The 17,057-nt window shown below is 66.3% G+C and carries 19 protein-coding genes; 16 read left to right on the top strand and 3 right to left on the bottom strand.

Annotated features, from left to right (window positions below; translation table 11 throughout):
* Window positions 1-102 precede the first annotated feature (102 nt).
* The 12 genes from deoC (at window position 103) to ACY3GB_RS09205 (ending at window position 10,325) form a co-directional block, all read left to right on the top strand.
* Window positions 103-870 carry a deoxyribose-phosphate aldolase gene (gene deoC, locus ACY3GB_RS09260; RefSeq protein WP_463088469.1) on the top strand — a complete coding sequence of 256 codons (768 nt, stop codon included), beginning with the start codon at window positions 103-105 and terminating at the stop codon, window positions 868-870.
* Between the two features lie 108 nt (window positions 871-978).
* Window positions 979-2,304, top strand: a complete 1,326-nt coding sequence (gene deoA / locus ACY3GB_RS09255; protein WP_463088468.1) for a thymidine phosphorylase — start codon at window positions 979-981, stop codon at window positions 2,302-2,304.
* 15 nt (window positions 2,305-2,319) lie between these two features.
* Window positions 2,320-3,537 (top strand): phosphopentomutase, encoded by a 1,218-nt coding sequence (locus ACY3GB_RS09250; protein WP_463088467.1) that lies wholly within the window; start codon window positions 2,320-2,322, stop codon window positions 3,535-3,537.
* A gap of 94 nt (window positions 3,538-3,631) precedes the next feature.
* On the top strand, window positions 3,632-4,342 hold the full coding sequence (gene deoD / locus ACY3GB_RS09245) for a purine-nucleoside phosphorylase (protein WP_463088466.1): 711 nt from the start codon (window positions 3,632-3,634) through the stop codon (window positions 4,340-4,342).
* A 378-nt stretch (window positions 4,343-4,720) separates the two neighbouring features.
* Entirely contained in the window at window positions 4,721-5,149 is a 429-nt protein-coding gene (gene rplM, locus ACY3GB_RS09240; protein ID WP_021475775.1) for a 50S ribosomal protein L13, read from the top strand.
* 15 nt (window positions 5,150-5,164) lie between these two features.
* Window positions 5,165-5,557, top strand: coding sequence for a 30S ribosomal protein S9 (rpsI, locus tag ACY3GB_RS09235; protein WP_021475776.1), 393 nt, complete (start codon window positions 5,165-5,167; stop codon window positions 5,555-5,557).
* 133 nt (window positions 5,558-5,690) lie between these two features.
* A complete protein-coding gene (gene argC / locus ACY3GB_RS09230; protein WP_463088465.1) occupies window positions 5,691-6,719 on the top strand; it encodes an N-acetyl-gamma-glutamyl-phosphate reductase in 1,029 nt (342 codons plus the stop codon).
* A gap of 121 nt (window positions 6,720-6,840) precedes the next feature.
* Window positions 6,841-7,173 carry an iron-sulfur cluster insertion protein ErpA gene (gene erpA, locus ACY3GB_RS09225; protein WP_369826569.1) on the top strand — a complete coding sequence of 111 codons (333 nt, stop codon included), beginning with the start codon at window positions 6,841-6,843 and terminating at the stop codon, window positions 7,171-7,173.
* A gap of 67 nt (window positions 7,174-7,240) precedes the next feature.
* Window positions 7,241-8,098, top strand: coding sequence for a CheR family methyltransferase (locus tag ACY3GB_RS09220; RefSeq protein WP_463088464.1), 858 nt, complete (start codon window positions 7,241-7,243; stop codon window positions 8,096-8,098).
* A 104-nt stretch (window positions 8,099-8,202) separates the two neighbouring features.
* On the top strand, window positions 8,203-9,459 hold the full coding sequence (locus ACY3GB_RS09215) for a D-amino acid dehydrogenase (RefSeq protein ID WP_463088463.1): 1,257 nt from the start codon (window positions 8,203-8,205) through the stop codon (window positions 9,457-9,459).
* Window positions 9,460-9,522: 63 nt separating this feature from the next.
* Window positions 9,523-9,912, top strand: coding sequence for a group II truncated hemoglobin (locus ACY3GB_RS09210; RefSeq protein ID WP_186009515.1), 390 nt, complete (start codon window positions 9,523-9,525; stop codon window positions 9,910-9,912).
* Between the two features lie 125 nt (window positions 9,913-10,037).
* Window positions 10,038-10,325 carry a hypothetical protein gene (locus ACY3GB_RS09205; RefSeq protein WP_463088462.1) on the top strand — a complete coding sequence of 96 codons (288 nt, stop codon included), beginning with the start codon at window positions 10,038-10,040 and terminating at the stop codon, window positions 10,323-10,325.
* Between the two features lie 9 nt (window positions 10,326-10,334).
* Here the strand turns inward: ACY3GB_RS09205 and ACY3GB_RS09200 are convergent, their stop codons facing one another.
* Complete coding sequence (locus tag ACY3GB_RS09200) at window positions 10,335-10,694, bottom strand: dihydroneopterin aldolase (RefSeq protein ID WP_021475188.1); 360 nt, start codon at window positions 10,692-10,694, stop codon at window positions 10,335-10,337.
* An 84-nt stretch (window positions 10,695-10,778) separates the two neighbouring features.
* Between ACY3GB_RS09200 and plsY the strand changes: the two genes are divergently transcribed.
* Window positions 10,779-11,399, top strand: a complete 621-nt coding sequence (gene plsY, locus ACY3GB_RS09195; RefSeq protein ID WP_463088461.1) for a glycerol-3-phosphate 1-O-acyltransferase PlsY — start codon at window positions 10,779-10,781, stop codon at window positions 11,397-11,399.
* Between the two features lie 64 nt (window positions 11,400-11,463).
* Here the strand turns inward: plsY and lepB are convergent, their stop codons facing one another.
* Together lepB and ACY3GB_RS09185 are read right to left on the bottom strand one after the other, a co-directional pair.
* Window positions 11,464-12,132, bottom strand: coding sequence for a signal peptidase I (gene lepB / locus ACY3GB_RS09190; RefSeq protein WP_463088460.1), 669 nt, complete (start codon window positions 12,130-12,132; stop codon window positions 11,464-11,466).
* Between the two features lie 110 nt (window positions 12,133-12,242).
* Entirely contained in the window at window positions 12,243-13,202 is a 960-nt protein-coding gene (locus ACY3GB_RS09185) for a histone deacetylase family protein (RefSeq protein WP_070979595.1), read from the bottom strand.
* A gap of 73 nt (window positions 13,203-13,275) precedes the next feature.
* Here ACY3GB_RS09185 and ACY3GB_RS09180 point away from each other — a divergent pair, with 73 nt between their 5' ends.
* The 3 genes from ACY3GB_RS09180 to ACY3GB_RS09170 are packed head-to-tail and all read left to right on the top strand — an operon-like array spanning window position 13,276 to window position 17,019.
* Window positions 13,276-14,181: an AAA family ATPase gene (locus ACY3GB_RS09180; protein ID WP_463088459.1), complete on the top strand. Its 906-nt coding sequence runs from the start codon at window positions 13,276-13,278 to the stop codon at window positions 14,179-14,181.
* A complete protein-coding gene (locus ACY3GB_RS09175) occupies window positions 14,165-15,109 on the top strand; it encodes a DUF58 domain-containing protein (RefSeq protein ID WP_463088458.1) in 945 nt (314 codons plus the stop codon). The genes ACY3GB_RS09180 and ACY3GB_RS09175 overlap by 17 nt, the downstream gene beginning before the upstream one ends.
* The gene (locus ACY3GB_RS09170) at window positions 15,106-17,019 is read left to right on the top strand and encodes a transglutaminase TgpA family protein (protein ID WP_463088457.1); all 1,914 of its coding nucleotides are present in this window, start codon (window positions 15,106-15,108) and stop codon (window positions 17,017-17,019) included. The genes ACY3GB_RS09175 and ACY3GB_RS09170 overlap by 4 nt, the downstream gene beginning before the upstream one ends.
* The last annotated feature ends 38 nt before the right edge of the window (window positions 17,020-17,057 follow it).

Genomic DNA, 17,057 nt, shown 5'->3' with positions numbered 1-17,057 from the left:
ATTTGCTTTCATGTGAAGAAATTTTCATAATCGTGGGCATTGCCCTGGGCAAACCGCCGTCATGCGGTTTGCGCCTTTTGGACGCATACGAGAGAGATCGATATGTCTGCACTGATTGAAGCCGCGCGCCGCGCGCTGTCCCTGATGGACCTGACCACCCTCAACGACGACGATACCGACGAGAAGGTGGCCGCGCTGTGCCGCAAGGCCAAGAGCCCGGACGGCACCGTGGCGGCGGTATGCGTGTATCCGCGCTTCGTGCCCATCGCCAAGAAGACGCTGCGCGAAGCGGGTTGTCCGGAAGTGCAGGTGGCCACCGTCACCAACTTCCCGCACGGCAATGACGACATCTCGATCGCGGTGGCCGAAACCCGCGCCGCCATCGCCTACGGCGCCGACGAAGTGGACGTGGTGTTTCCGTACCGCGCGCTGATGGCCGGCAACCGCGACATCGGCTACGAGCTGGTCAGGGCCTGCAAGGAAGCCTGCGGCGGCAAGCTGTTGAAGGTGATCATCGAAAGCGGCGAGCTGAAGGACGCGGCGCTGATCCGCGCAGCCAGCGAGATTTCCATCCGCGCCGGCGCGGACTTCATCAAGACCTCCACCGGCAAGGTGCCGGTCAATGCCACCTTGGCTGCGGCCGAGACCATGCTGGCCGTGATCAAGGAGCAGGGCGGCCAGTGCGGTTTCAAGGCCGCCGGCGGCGTCAAGAGCGCCACCGAGGCCGCGGAATACCTGGCCCTGGCCGCGCGCCTGCTGGGCGAAGGCTGGGTGAGCGCCCGCCATTTCCGCTTCGGCGCGTCCAGCCTGCTGGCCAATCTGCAGATCGAGATCGCCGGCGGCGTCGCCAAGCCGACTTCCGGCTACTGATCCATTCGAATTCGCGGGGTTACCGCACTCTGGCCGGGCGATTTCCCGGCCGCATCGCCCATCGCCGTTTCATTCTGCAGCGCGATGGGTTTCAGGCAGGAGAATGCCATGTTTTTGCCGCAGGAAATCATCCGCAAGAAACGCGACAACCTGACGCTGTCGCAACAGGACATTCAGCAATTCGTCGCCGGCATCACCGACAACAGCGTCGCCGACAGCCAGATCGCCGCCTTGGCGATGGCCATCTACTTCAATGGCATGGAGCTGGATGAAAACGTCCACCTGGCGCTGGCGATGCGCGATTCCGGCCGCCGCATGCACTGGAAAGACCTGAACCTGCCCGGCCCCATCGTCGACAAGCACTCCACCGGCGGCGTCGGCGACGTGGTGTCGCTGATGCTCGGGCCGATGGTCGCCGCCTGCGGCGGCTTCGTGCCGATGATTTCCGGCCGCGGCCTGGGCCATACCGGCGGCACGCTGGACAAGCTGTCGGCGGTGCCCGGCTATAACCCGTTCCCCGAGCCGGAGCTGTTCCGCAAGGTGGTGAAGGACGTCGGCGTGGCCATCATCGGCCAGACCTCCGACCTCGCCCCGGCCGACCGCCGCTTCTACGCCACGCGCGACGTCACCGCCACCGTGGAGTCGATCGCGCTGATCACCGCCTCCATCCTGTCCAAGAAACTGGCCGCCGGCCTGGACGTGCTGGTGATGGACGTGAAGGCCGGCAGCGGCGCCTTCATGCCGACCATGCAGAAGTCCATCGAACTGGCCGAGCGCATCGTCAAGGTGGGCAATGGCGCCGGGGTGGCCACCACCGCGCTGATCACCGAGATGAGCCAGCCGCTGGCCTCCACCGCCGGCAACAGCATCGAAACCCGCGAGGCGGTGCGCTACCTGAAGGGCGACGAGCGCAATCCGCGCCTGCACGAAGTGACGATGGCGCTGTGCGCGCAGATGCTGATCGGCGGCAAGCTGGCCGCCGACGAGGCCGACGCCCGCGCCAAGCTGCAGGCCGCGCTGGATTCCGGCCGCGCCGCCGAGATTTTCGGCCGCATGGTGACCGCGCTGGGCGGTCCGGCCGACTTCATGGAACACTACGACCGCCATCTGGCGCCGGCGCCGATCGTGCGCCCGGTGTACGCCGACCGCGCCGGCTATGTCGGCGCGATGGACACCCGCGGCATCGGCATGGCGGTATGCGCGCTGGGCGGCGGACGCCGTCTGGCCACCGACGTGCTGGATTTCCGCGTAGGACTGTCGCAGTTCGTCGAACTGGGCCAGAATATCGGCAAAGACACACCGCTGATGATGATCCACGCCGCCGACGAGGCGAGCTTCGAAGACGCGGCGCGCCGCGTCAGGGCCGCCATCCGCGTTGACGAAGCCGCGCCGTCCGAGCTGCCGCTGGTTTACCAGATCATCCGCGGCGAATAAGGCCGGGGAGGCATCATGAAACGCGCAATCATCTTGATCTTGGACTCGCTGGGCATCGGCGCGGCCGCCGACGCGCCGCAGTTCGGCGACGCCGGCAGCAACACGCTGGGCCACATCGCGATGGAGGCGGCCGCCGGCCGCGCCAACGTCGGCCGCAGCGGCCCGCTGAAGCTGCCCAATCTGTCCAAGATGGGCCTGGGCCACGCTTGCCGGCTGTCGTCCGGCTATTTTCCGGAAGGCATGGACCCGGCCGATCCGTTGGCCGCCTACGGCTACGCCCGCGAAATCTCCAGCGGCAAGGACACCCCGTCTGGCCACTGGGAGATCGCCGGGGTGCCGGTGCTGTTCGACTGGGGCTATTTCTCAGACCACGACAACAGCTTCCCGCAGCAACTGCTGGACGCCATCGTCGAGAAGGCCGGCCTGCCGGGCTATCTGGGCAACTGCCATGCTTCCGGCACCGAGATTCTGGACCGCCTGGGCGAGGAGCACATGAAGAGCGGCAAGCCGATCTTCTACACCTCGGCCGACTCGGTGTTCCAGATCGCCTGCCACGAAGAGACCTACGGCCTCGAGCGGCTGTACGAGCTGTGCAGGATCACCCGCGAGCTGCTGGAGCCGTACAACATCGGCCGCGTGATCGCCCGGCCCTTCGTCGGCGAAGGCAAGGGCAGGTTCGCCCGCACCGGCAACCGCAAGGACCTGGCGGTGGAGCCGCCGGCGGCCACGGTGCTGAAGAAGCTGGCCGACGCCGGCGGCGACGTGGTGTCGATCGGCAAGATCGCCGACATCTACGCCCACGTCGGCATCACCCACAAGCACAAGGCCACCGGCTTTGACCAATTGTGGGACGCCACCCTGACGGCGATGGACCAGCATCAGGACAAGCCGGCCATCATCATGGCCAACTTCGTCGATTTCGATTCCAGTTACGGCCATCGCCGCAACACCGCCGGCTACGCCGCGGCGCTGGAGGAGTTCGACGCGCGCCTGCCCGAGGTGATGGCCGCGCTCGGCGACGACGATATCCTGATCCTGTCGGCCGACCACGGCTGCGACCCAACCTGGCCCGGCAGCGACCACACCCGCGAGCACATCCCGGTGCTGTGCTACGGCAAGAAGGTCAAGGCGGGGCCGATAGGCGAGCGCGCCACTTTCGCCGACATCGGCCAGAGCGTGGCCGCCCACCTGGGACTGCCCGCAATGGACTACGGCACGTCCTTCCTGGACTGACGCCGCCGCCCCGGGCCGCCGCGCGCGGCCCGGGGCCGTTTTTCCCGGTCCGCGCAAGCGGGGCGGGAACAGAATCATTTAGAGGAGACCTTGAATGGCAACCCCGCATATCAACGCCAAAGACGGCGCCTTCGCCGAAACCGTACTGATGCCGGGCGACCCGCTGCGCGCCCAGCTGATCGCCGAGACCTTCCTGGAAGGCGCGGAGCTGGTCACCAACGTCCGCAACGTGCTCGGCTACACCGGCAGCTACAAGGGCAAGCGCCTGTCGGTGATGGCCCACGGCATGGGCATTCCGTCCGCCAGCATCTACACCACCGAGCTGGTCAAGGACTACGGCGTCAAGAACATCATCCGCATCGGCTCCTGCGGCGCGGTGACGCCTGACATCAAGCTGCGCGAGCTGTTCGTCGCCATGGGCGCGTCCACCGACAGCAAGGTGAACCGCATGCGCTTCAACGACCACGACTACGCCGCCATCGCCGATTACACGCTGCTGCGCACCGTGGTGGACACCGCCGCCGAGCAGGGCAAGCGCATCACCGTCGGCAACGTGTTCTCCGCCGACCTGTTCTACGGCGTGCAGCCGAACATGTTGGACGTGCTCTCCAAGATGCAGGTCAATGTGATCGAGATGGAGCTGGCAGGCATCTACAGCGTGGCCGCCCAGTATGGCGCGCGCGCGGTCGGCATCCTGACCGTGTCCGACATTATCCCGACCGGCGAGGCCACCAGCGCCGAAGAGCGCCAGACCTCGTTCCGCGACATGATGGAAGTGGCGCTGGACGCCGCGATCAAGCTGTAAGCCGCTGATAGCCATGAATAAACGGACGCCGGCCGGCGTCCGTTTTGGCATCTGGGGGAGGGGTGTGGCATGCGCGCACACGGTTTATCGTGCAGTGCACAAAAAATGCTTGCCTAATCCAGATGGGATACCGATAATCGGTATTGCATCAGGGCGTTGCGCACTGTGGCGTTCCTGGTGTTGTCTCCTCCATCCTCCTTCTTTAGGTGGAACTTGGCGCAACACGCTTGAGCGTTGCGCTTTTTTTTTGCCGCCGTTTCCCGCCCGGATTCCACCGTTTCCCACCCGCTGGAAATCTGTTGTGTCACAAGGGTTTGACAGCTACCCGGCCACTGCACTAGAATCCGTAACTTTCAAGAATTACGATGGAAGAGTTCCATGAAGACCTTTTCTGCCAAGGCGCATGAGGTAAAGCGCGAATGGTACGTGGTCGACGCCGCCGATAAGGTGCTGGGTCGCCTGGCTGCCGAAATCGCCCGCCGTCTGCGTGGCAAACACAAGCCGGAATTCACCCCGCACGTTGACACTGGCGATTTCATCGTCGTAGTGAACGTCGACAAGCTGCGCGTGACCGGTACCAAGGCACAAGACAAGAAGTACTACCGTCACTCCGGTTACCCGGGCGGCATCTACGAACGCACCTTCACCGAACTGCAAAACCAGTTCCCGGAGCGCGTTCTGGAAAAGGCCGTGAAAGGCATGCTGCCGAAGGGTCCGCTGGGCTACGCCATGATCAAGAAGCTCAAGGTATACGCCGGCGCTGAGCACCCGCACGTCGCCCAACAGCCCAAAGTGCTGGAAATCTGATTTTAAGGCTTAACAATGAACGGTAAATACTACTACGGCACTGGCCGTCGCAAGAGCTCCGTTGCTCGCGTGTTCATGCAGAAGGGTTCCGGCCAAATCATCGTTAACGGCAAGCCTGTTGACGAGTATTTCGCCCGTGAAACCGGTCGCATGGTTATCCGCCAGCCGCTGGTTCTGACCGAAAACGTCGAATCCTTCGACATCAAGGTAAACGTTGTCGGCGGCGGCGAAACTGGCCAAGCCGGCGCGATCCGCCACGGCATCACCCGCGCTCTGATCGACTTCGACGCTGCTCTGAAGTCCGCTCTGTCGGCCGCTGGCTACGTGACTCGCGACGCTCGCGAAGTTGAACGTAAGAAGGTCGGCCTGCGCAAAGCTCGCCGCGCCAAGCAGTTCTCCAAGCGTTAATCGCGGATTCCTGCTCGGAAAAACCGCCCGGCTTCGGCCCGGCGGTTTTTCTTTTGCTGTGCACTTGCCGCCACAGCGTCTACTGCCTAAACTGTCGCTTTTGCGACATTTTTTTATATAAAGGGCAGTCCACATGATCAAGGTTGGGATCGTCGGGGGCACCGGTTACACCGGAGTCGAGTTGTTGCGTTTGCTGGCCAAGCATCCGCAGGCGCGCGTGACGGCGGTGACTTCGCGCAAGGATGCCGGCATCCGCGTCGACGAGATGTTTCCCAGCTTGCGCGGCCGCATCGATCTGGCGTTCAGCACGCCCGACGAAGCCAGGCTGCAGGATTGCGACGTGGTGTTCTTCGCCACGCCCAACGGCATCGCGATGCAGGAGGCTGCCGCGCTGCTGGATGCCGGTGTGCGGGTGGTGGACCTGGCGGCAGACTTCCGCATCAAGGACGTGTTCGAGTGGGAGAAGTGGTACGGCATGCCGCACGCCGCTCCGCAACTGGTGGCCGACGCCGTCTACGGCCTGCCCGAGGTGAACCGCGAGGCCATTCGCAGCGCCCGGCTGGTGGCCAATCCGGGTTGCTATCCGACCGCCGTGCAACTGGGCTTCCTGCCATTGATCGAAGCAGGCGCGATCGACGCCGCCAGCCTGATCGCCGATTGCAAGTCCGGCGTGTCCGGCGCCGGCCGCAAGGGCGAGATCGGCGCGCTGCTGGCCGAGGCCGGCGACTCGTTCAAGGCTTACGGCGTGGCCGGCCACCGCCACTTGCCGGAAATCCGCCAGGGTTTGGCGCGGGCCAGCGGCAAGCCGGTGGGGCTGACTTTCGTTCCGCACCTGACGCCGATGATACGCGGCATCCACGCCACGCTGTATGCCCGGCTTTCCAAGGATGTCGATCTGCAGCAGCTGTTCGAGAGCCGCTATGCCGGGGAGGCTTTCGTCGATGTGCTGCCGGCGGGCAGCCATCCCGAAACGCGCTCGGTGCGCGGCGCCAATCTGTGCCGCATCGCGGCGCACAGGCCGCAGGGCGGCGACACGGTGGTGGTGCTGTCGGTGATAGACAACCTGGTCAAGGGCGCGGCAGGCCAGGCGGTGCAGAACATGAATCTGATGTTCGGCCTGCCGGAGACCGACGGTCTGGATGTGGTGCCGCTGTTGCCGTGATCGCAGGGCTGGGGCTTGAACGCTCGCCATTCGCCCCGATATCCGACTAAAATAGTGGGTGAATGGCCGCGACCGGCCCGATTGAATTGCGAGGTTACACATGACAGAAGCTGCTACCGAAATGCCGTGCCCGATCAACTTCACCGAAAGCGCCTGCGCCAAGGTGCAGGATCTGATCGCTGAAGAGGGCAATCCCGACCTGAAGCTGCGCGTGTTCGTTACCGGCGGCGGCTGTTCCGGCTTCCAGTACGGTTTCACGTTCGATGAAATCGCCAACGAGGACGATACCGCGATTGAGCGGCAGGGTGTGACCTTCCTGGTGGATCCGATGAGCTACCAGTACCTGGTCGGCGCCGAGATCGACTACCAGGAAAGCCTGGAAGGCTCGCAGTTCGTGATCCGCAATCCGAACGCCACCACCACTTGCGGTTGTGGTTCTTCGTTCTCGGTGTGATACTGAACGCAGGTAAGAACCAGGCCCGGGCCCTTGCCCCGGGCCTTTTCGCTGTGGAATCCAGGACATGAACAAGCTGCCGCCGGTGGTATTGCCCAAGATCGAATTCAATCGTGAATTCTCTTTCACGGATGCCGACTTCGAGCGCATCCGCAAGTTGATCTACAAGGAGGCGGGGATTTCCCTGAATCCGTCCAAGAAGGACATGGTGTACGGCCGGCTGGTGCGGCGCATCCGCGAGCTCAAGCTGCCCGGTTTCGCCGCCTATGTCGATTTCCTGGAATCGATTGGCGGCAAGCGAGAATTTGAGCAGTTCGTCAACGCGCTGACCACCAATCTGACCTTCTTCTTCCGCGAGGAGCACCATTTTCCGATTCTGTCGGAGCATTTGAAGAAGAAGGCGGCGGCCAGCGGCGAGCTGGCGATCTGGTGCGCGGCGGCCTCCACCGGCGAAGAGCCGTACTCGCTGGCGATTACGGCGCTTGAGGCCTTTCCGGGCGCGTCGCGGCCCAATATTTCCGTGCTCGCCACCGATCTGGACACCAGCGTGCTGGAGACCGGGCGCAAGGGCATTTATCCGGCGGACAAGATCGCCCGCCTGCCGGCCGGCCATGCGGTCAAGTATTTCGACAAGCAGCCCGACGGCAGCTACCAGGCCAAGCAGGCGCTGCGCAATATGATCACCTTCCAGCGCCTGAACCTGGTCGAAAGCAATTGGAGCGTGCGCAAGCAGTACGACGCGATCTTCTGCCGCAACGTGATGATCTATTTCGACCGCGATACCCAGTTCGCCGTGCTCAAGCGCTTCGCGCCGCTGCTGAAGCCGGACGGGCTGCTGTTCGTCGGCCACTCGGAAAATTTCTATTTCGCGTCCGATTACTTCCATTTGCGCGGCAAGACCGTGTACGAGCACGCGAAAAAGTAGGCATTTGTCAGACAAAACAGTCGCCGCGCCGCGCGATTGCCATTACCATTTCGTCTCTAACGGGCAAGCGAGTCTTGCCCGTTGTCTTTGAGCGGGGAGGCGGTATGCGAGTGGCGGTTCTCGGAGCCGGCGTGGTGGGCGTGTCCACCGCCTGGTTCCTGGCCAGGATGGGACACGAAGTGGTGGTGCTGGAGCGCGCCTGCGGCGCGGCGAGGGAGACCAGTTTCGCCAATGGCGGCCAGCTGTCGGTCAGCCAGTCCGAACCCTGGGCAAACCCGGGCGCGCCATGGCAGGTGCTGCGCTGGCTGTGGCGCGACGACGCGCCGCTGCTGTTCCGGCCGCGGATGGATCCGTCGCAATGGCGCTGGATCGCCGGATTCCTGGCGGAGTGCCTGCCTGGCCGCCATCAGCGCAATATGCGGCAGATGGTGGCACTGGGGCTGTACAGCCGGGACGCGATGCGCCAGCTGCGCGAGGAAACCGGCATTTCCTACCGCCGGCTGTCGCGCGGCATTCTGAGCCTGCATTACGACGCCTGCCAGCTGCGCCATGCCCGGCGCTCGGCTCAGCGGCTGCAGGCACTGGGAGTGGACAAGCGCGTGCTCAGCCCGATGCAGGCGCTGGCGCTGGAGCCGGCGCTGGAGCCTGCTTTGCCGCGGCTGGCGGGAGCCAGCTGGTGCCCGGACGACGAGTCCGGCGACGTGCATCTGTTCACCCGGGGGCTGGCCGAGGTTGCAGCGGGCCTGGGGGTGGAGTTCCGTTACAATACCCGGATCAACGCGCTGGAAACGGCGGACGGCGCGGTATCGGCGGTATCGGTGACGGGACCGGACGGCGGCTACCAGCGCGTGGCGGCCGACGCCTATGTGCTGGCGCTGGGCAGCCACTCGCCGTTGCTGACCGCGCCGCTGGGACTGCGGCTGCCGGTCTATCCGGCCAAGGGCTATTCGGCGACGGCGCCGGTGAAGAGCCTGATCGCCGCGCCCATGGTCAGCCTGACCGACGAGTCCCATAAACTGGTGTTCAGCCGCTTGGGCGACGAGCTGCGCATCGCCGGCACCGCCGAACTGTCCGGTTATTCGTCCAGCCTCGATCCGCTGCGCTGCGAGGCCTTGCTGCGGCGGGCCAGGACGCTGTTTCCTGCGGCCTGCGACTGGGAGGCCGCGCGCTTCTGGAGCGGGTTGCGGCCGGCGACGCCGGGCAACGTGCCCTTGATAGGGCAGAGCGGAATCGGCAGGCTGTTCCTGAACACCGGCCACGGCACCTTGGGTTGGACCGAGGGCGCGGGCTCGGGCAAAGCGCTGGCGGAGATCATCAGCGGCAGGACGCCGCAGCTGGATTTCGCGTTTTGCGGGTCGTGAGGCCCTGGCGCGATCGATGAATGGTTTTGGCCGGCGCCCTTTGCGCCGGCGTTTGGAGCGTGAATGAGCGAAGTGCAGGAAATGACGCCGTATCAGCTGCTGGGCGGAGAGGGCGTGGTCCGCTGGCTGTGCGACCGGTTCTACGACATCATGGACAGCGAGCCTTCGGTGAAGCCGCTGCGCGACATGCATCCGGCCGATCTCGCCGGCTCAAGCCAGAAACTGTTCATGTTTCTGTCGGGCTGGCTGGGCGGCCCTTCGCTGTATATGGAGGCCTTCGGCCACCCGCGGCTGAGGATGCGCCACATGCCGTTCGCGGTGGACGAAGCCGCGCGCGACCAGTGGATGTTCTGCATGCGCAAGGCGGTGAGCGAGCTGGTGGCGGAGGATTGGCTGAAGGACAAGCTGCTGGAGGCGTTCTACAACACCGCGGATTTCATGCGCAACCGCTGAGCCGGCCGCGCGCGGGCCGACGGTTTGGGGAGATCGGCGCGGCATCGCTGGCAGCTGTTCAAAGAGATGCTTGAAGTCGGCGTCTCTTTGTCCATGATTAAAGTATCCATACTTGGAGTCTGGACATGGGCCGCCGGATGCTGCTGCTGCTCGTCATCGGATTGGGCGGAGAGTCCGCCCTGGCGGGGTGTTTGCCGCAGGCGATGATGTGCGCGTCGCCGCGCGACCCGGAGGTGAAGCGGCCGGAACTGGCCGAGCAGGGTTTGCAACTGGGCCCCTTGAGGCTGGAGCACGAGCCCGGCAGCCAGAGCCTCAAGTTGACGCCGGCGCTGGATATGGGCAAGCGCACCCACCTGTCGGTGCGCATGCATCACAAAGACGTCGGCCTGAGGCTGAAATTCAATACCGATTAGACACAGGGCTCAGCTTGGCCGATGGCCGCGCTCGATCTGCACGCCCACGCGCTTCACGCCGGGCAGTATCCCCAGCTTGGTGACCGCCACTCTGACCCACGGCGCGCCGAACTCCTCGCGCACCATCTTCGCGATATGCTCGGCCAGCGCTTCAAGCAGCAGGAAGTGTTGCTCTTCCAGCGACTGGCGCAGCCGCTCCACCACTACGCCGTAGTGTATGGTGTCGCCGATGTCGTCGCTGTGGCAGGGCGTGTCGCTGGGAATGCCGATTTCCAGGTCGATTTCAATGGTCTGGGCGGCTGTGCGCTCCCAGTCGTACACGCCGATCACGGTGTCGGCGCGCACTTCGCGCAGGAATATGATGTCCATCTGTCAGTCAGGTGGTTGGGCTTTCGCGCCCGATACCGTAAAATCCGAAGCTCTCTATTCTAATGCAACGGATACCGCTCCACCATGACCACGACCGCATTCGCTTTTGTTCTGGCGGCCTATTTGATCGGATCGCTGTCTTTCGCCGTGATCGTCAGCAAGGCGATGGGCATGGCCGATCCGCGCAGCTACGGCTCCGGCAATCCCGGCGCCACCAATGTGCTGCGCACCGGCAAGAAGCTCGCCGCCGCGCTGACGCTGCTGGGCGACGGCGTCAAAGGCTGGGTGGCGGTGGCGCTGGCGTCCTGGCTGGGGCCGCGCTACGGCCTGGGCGAGCAAGGCATCGCCCTGTGCGCGCTGGCCGTGCTGTTCGGCCACATGTGGCCGGTGTTCTTCGGCTTCAAGGGCGGCAAGGGCGTGGCCACCGCGGTGGGCATCCTGTTCGGCATCCATCCCTGGCTGGCGCTGGCCGCGCTGGCCACCTGGCTGTTCATGGCCTTCGTGGTGAAGATTTCTTCGCTGTCGGCCATCATCGCCTGCGTGCTGGTGCCGGTGTACGCCTTTTTCATCCTGGGGCCGCAAAGCGTGTATTTCGGCACCTGCATCATCATCGCCATCGTGGTGGTTCACCGGCACAAGTCCAACCTGATCAAGCTGATGACGGGCAAGGAAGACAAGATAGGCAATAAGGGCGACGCCGGCTGAGCCGCGCGTCGGGAATGAAAAAAGCCGTCCCCAGGGACGGCTTTTCGTTTGTCTGGGGGCTCTGTCAATGAAAGCCGCTGGCGAAACGGCTCCAGCGCGGCATCCAGTTGGCGGTGATGTCGGCGGAGGCGATGACGCCGACGGCGCGGCCGATCAGCAGCTCGCGCGGCACCAGGCCGAAGTAGCGCGAGTCGGCGCTGTCGTCCCGGTTGTCGCCCAGCATCAGGTACTGTCCGGCCGGAATGGCGATGGGGCCGAAGTTGCTGCGGGCATTGACGCCGGCCAGCCATTGCACGCGGTGAGGCGGCAGCGCGCCGCTTTCCCGCAGGCGCAGCGCGGGCAGCGCCACATTGTCGGCCACGGTCTCGGTCAGCCGCTCCAGCGGCTGGTAGCGCGCGGCGCTGCCATTGATGATCAGCTGTTCATCGCGCATTTCCACCGTGTCGCCCGGCAGCCCCACCAGGCGCTTGATCAGACGCGTGCCGTCCTTGGGCGATGAGAAGGTGACGATGTCGCCGCGCTGGGGTTCGCCGGTGCGATGCAGGATGACGTTGGTCAGCGGCAGCTTCAGGTCGTAGGCCAGCCGGTTGACCAGCACCATGTCCCCTTCCAGGACGGTGGGACGCATCGAGCCTGACGGAATGGGGTTCCAGTCCGCGACGGCGGTGCGGAACAGGCCAAACACCAGGAGGAAAATCAGGAATCCGCGATTGTTGCGCAGCCAGTGGCTCATGCTTTTTGTTCCAGTCATGTCGATGTTTGAAATGCTGTCCCGCGGCGTAGGCCCAGAGCCAGCCGCTTCCGCAGCGCAACCCGGTTGGGACTGGGCCGCGGCGGGGAAGTTCAGCCGTCGGACAGCACGCGTATATGGGCGGCGACGCTGCGGCCCAGCGCCGACAGGTCGTAGCCGCCCTCCAGCACCGACACGATGCGGCCGGCGCAGTATTGGTCGGCGATTCCCACCAGATGGCGGGTCACCCATTCGTAGTCGGACTCGATCAATCCAAGCGAGCCCATGTCGTCCTCGCGGTGGGCGTCGAAGCCGGCCGAGATGAACAGCATCTGGGGCTGGAACTCGTGCAGCAGCGGCAGCCAGACATTTTCCACCGCTTCGCGGAATTCGCGTCCGCCGCTGCCTGCCTTCAGCGGCACATTGTGCATGTTCGGCCCCATCGGCTCGTCGCCGCTGTACGGATAGAACGGGTGCTGGAAGATGGACACCATCAGCACGCGCGGATCGTCTCGCAGGATTTCCTCGGTGCCGTTGCCGTGGTGGACGTCGAAATCCACCACCGCCACCCGCTCGAACTTGTAGTGGGCCAGCGCGTGGGCGACGCCGACGGCGATGTTGTTGAAGAAGCAGAAACCCATCGCCTTGTCGCTTTCGGCGTGATGGCCGGGCGGCCGGATCGCGCAGAAGGCATTGGGCGCCTTGTCCTCGGCCACCAGCTCCACCGCCTTCACCACCGCGCCGGCCGCGCGGCGGGCCGCCTGCAGCGTGCCGGGCGACATCGCGGTGTCAGGGTCCATGCGGAAGGTGCCCACGCTGGGCGCGCAGGCTTCCAGGTATTCGACGTAGCGCGGCGGATGCACTCGGGCCAGCTGCTCGTAGCCGACTTCGGGCGCTTCCACTTCCTGAAGGGAGTCGAAAATCTGCGAGGCCATCAGCTGGTCGCGGATGGCGGTCAAGCGCTCCGGGCACTCCGGGTGGCCCGCCCCCATATTGTGTTGCAGACAGTCGGGATGAGTGACGTAGGCGGTCAGTCCATTCCGCTGCAGGCGGTTTTTCAGCCAAGTGAACACGAATGCTCCCCGCGTGCTTACAATGGGATTGCGATATGTGAATTTGATAAATACTGCGCGCAAGCGGGGTCAAATGCAATCATTCTCCCAGGCCTACCGGCAACTGAACACGCTGATATTGGGCAAGCCGCAGGCGATCCGGCTGGCTTTCGCCTGCCTGATCGCGCGGGGGCATCTGCTGATCGAGGACGTGCCCGGCGTGGGCAAGACCACGCTGGCGCACGGCCTGGCCGCGGTGCTGGGGCTGGATTACCGGCGGGTGCAGTTCACCAGCGACCTGCTGCCGGCGGACATCCTGGGCGTCAGCATCTATCAGCGCGACAGCGGCCGCTTCGAGTTGCACAAGGGGCCGGTGTTCACCCAGGTGCTGCTGGCCGACGAGATCAACCGCGCGTCGCCCAAGGTGCAGTCGGCGCTGCTGGAGGCGATGGAGGAGCGCCAGGCCTCGATAGACGGCCACACCCACCCGTTGCCGGCGCCGTTCTTCGTGATCGCCACCCAGAACCCCGGCGAGCAGATGGGCACCTTTCCCTTGCCGGAGTCCCAGCTGGACCGCTTCCTGATGCGGATTTCGCTCGGCTATCCGCCGCGGGAGGCCGAGCGCGCGCTTTTGATGGGCGAGGATCGCCGCGCGCTGCTGGAGCGCTTCCGGGCGGCGATGGCGCCGGACGAGCTGCTGGCGCTGCAGCAGAAGGCGGCCGCGGTCACGGTGTCGCCGGCGCTGGCCGATTACCTGCTGGCGCTGTTGGAAGCGACGCGCAGGCCGGGGGCGTTCGCCACCGGGCTGAGCCCGCGCGCCGGACAGGCGTTGGTGGCCGCCGCGCGCGGCTGGGCGCTGCTGGCGGGGCGGGACCATTTGCTGCCGGAAGATGTGAAGGCGATTTTCGCGCCGGTGGCCGCCCATCGCTTGCAGTCGGCTTCCGGCGCGCCGGTCGAGGCGGAACTGGACAAGTTGCTCGCCCATGTTCCCATTCCGTGAGCGTCTGCGGCGCTGGTGGTGGTCGCGCCTGCCGCAGGAAGACCGCTGCGAGTTGTCGCAGCGCCGCATCTATCTGCTGCCCACCCGTTTCGGCCTGCTGTTGATGGCGGTGGCGCTGGCCGTCTGGCTCGGCGCGCTCAACTACCAGGTCAGCCTGGCTTACGCGCTGGCGTTCTGGATCGCCGGCCTGCTGCTGGTGGCGGTGCTGATGGCCTACCGGCAGCTGGCGGGGCTGAGGCTGAGCGCCGACGGCGGCCCGGCCGTGTTCGCCGGCGAGGCCGCGCGTTTTTCCCTGCTGCTGGAAAATCGGACGCCCGCCGCCAGGCGCTTGCGGGTCGCCGCCGAGGGCGGCGAGCCCCAGGCGTGCGAGCTGGAAGGCATGGCCGATGCCAGGATGACGTTGGCGCTGCCCGCGCCCAGGCGAGGCTGGCAGTTTTTGCCGGCCTGCGTGGTGGAGAGCGACGCGCCGTTCGGGCTGGTGCGGGCGTGGGCGGTGCTGAGGCTGCGCGCGCGGGTGCTGGCCTATCCGGCCCCGCTGCCGGACGCCGCCAGGGGACGCCGGGAGGCGGAAGCCGGCAAGGGTGGAGGAGATGGCATTGGAGACGAGGATTTTTCCCATCTGGACGCCTATCGCCACGGCGATACGCCGAGGCAGATCGCCTGGAAGGTGATGGCGCGGCGGGATCTGCTGGCCAGCAAGCGGTTTTCCGCCGAGGCCGGCCCCGGGCTGCAGCGGCTGGGCTGGGACGATTACGCCGGCGAGTCCGATCCCGAGCGGAGGCTGTCCCGCCTGGCCTGGCGAGTGGAGCAGTGCGAGCGCCACCGCCAGCGCTACCGGCTGTGCCTGCCGGATGGCGAGATCGGGCCGCAGCCGCGCCAGCGCGAGCTGGCCCTGGGCGCGCTGGCGCTGTTCGGGAGCGCGCGATGACGGCGGCGGCCGAGCAGGAGCCGAACCGCTGGCCGGTGCTGCTGGCCCTGCTGTGGATCGTGTCGCCGCTGGCCTGGCATCTGCCGTTCTGGCTGCCGGCAGGCTGCGCGCTGGCCCTGCTGTGGCGCGGCTGGCGGCCGGCGTTGCCGCCGCGCTGGCTGCTGCTGCCGGCGCTGCCGATGGCGGCCGCGGCGCTGTGGGCGAGCCTGGGCACGCTGGTGGGGCGGGAGGGCGGCGTCGCCTTGCTGACCATGCTGATCGCTTTCAAAGCCTTCGAGACTCGCACGCTGCGCGATTGGCGCGTGCTGGTGGCCTTGGGCTTTTTCCTGGCGGCGATGCCCCTGCTGTTCGACCAGTCGCCGTTGATGGCGGTCTGGCTGGCGCTGGCCATGCTGTTGCTGACCTGGGCCGCCGCGAGGCTGGCCGGCGCGATGCCGCGCGGCAGCTGGCGGCATGCCTGGCAGGCCTTGGCGCTGTCGCTGCCGCTGATGCTGGTTCTGTTCGTGGCGATGCCGCGGCTGCCGCAGCCGTTGTGGAGCCTGGGCGCGCCGCCGCAAACCGCTTCCAGCGGCCTGGGCGACGATATGGAGCCGGGCAGCATCAGCCGGCTGATCCTCAATCGGGAGCCGGCGTTTTCCGCGGTGTTCGACGGCGCCGCGCCGCGGCAGGACCAATTGTATTGGCGGGTGGCGTTGCTGGACGATTTCGACGGCCGCCGCTGGCAAGGACTGGGAGGGGAGCGCGGCGAGCGGGCCGGGCCGGCGGAGGGGCGCGTTCTGCGCTACCGCCTGACGCTGCGCGCCGACCGCGGCCGTTTGCCGGCGCTGGAGCTGGCAAACGGCGCGGGGCCGGGCAGCCGCCTGGAAGGCGGCGGACTGTTGCGCCAGGACCCGCGCAGCGACGAGCTGCTCGGCTATGCGCAGGAAAGCCGGCTGGGGGCGCGCAGTCCGGCGGCGCTGAGTCCGGCCCGGCGGGCCTTCTACCTGCGCCTGCCGCCCGGGAATTCACAAAGCCGGGAGCTGGCCGTCCAGCTGGCTGCGGCGGGAGGCGACGGCCGCGGATTCCTGCGCGCGGCGCTGGACTTCCTGAAGCGCGGCGGTTTCCGCTACACCCTGCAGCAACCGCTGCTGGGCGAGCAGGCGGTGGATCATTTCCTGTTCGCCAGCCGCCAGGGCTTCTGCGAGCACTACGCGTCCTCGTTCGCCTTTTTGGCCCGGGCGGCGGGGCTTCCGGCCCGGGTGGTGGTCGGCTATCAAGGGGGAGAATACAACCCGGTCGGCCGTTTCTGGCAGCTGCGCTCGTCGGACGCCCACGCCTGGGTGGAGGTCTGGCTGGACGGCGCGTGGCAGCGGGTGGATCCGACGGCCGCGGTATCGCCGGGGCGGCTGGCGCTGGGCGCTGAGCAGGCGCTGCCGGCGCTGAGGACGGAGAGCGGCATGGCGGCGGCGCTGCCGCCCCAGTGGCTGAGGCGCGTCCGCCAGCAATGGTTTGCGGCCAACTTCGCCTGGCAGCAGTGGGTGGTCGGCTATGACGCGGATCGCCAGCAGGGGCTGTTCCGATGGCTGGGGCTGGGCGAACGGGTCGATGCCGCCAGCGTGCTGCGGGCGCTGGCGGCCGGGATGGCGCTGGCGATGATGCCGCTGGTTTTGTGGTGGCGCGGGAGGCCGGCGGCGGAGCCGCTGCCCGCGGGCTGGGAAGCATTGCGCAGGCGGCTGGAGAAGAGGGGCATCGCGGCGCCGCGCGCGCAGGGGCCGCTGGAGCGGCTGAAGGCGGCGCGGGGGCTGCCGCGCGACGATTTCAGCCGTCTGAAAGCGTTGGTCGATGAATACATCGAACTGCGCTATCGACGGACCGCGGCCGACGTCGCGCGCGAAAAACGCTGGCTGAGGCGGGCGCGGCGCTGGAAATGACAAAGCCCGGCGGGAGGCCGGGCCGATGGCGGCGTCTG

Source organism: Chromobacterium sp. Ag138, assembly GCF_055181315.1.
Note: the sequence above shows the minus strand (reverse complement) of the source record. Positions and strands in the feature narration are given on the sequence as shown.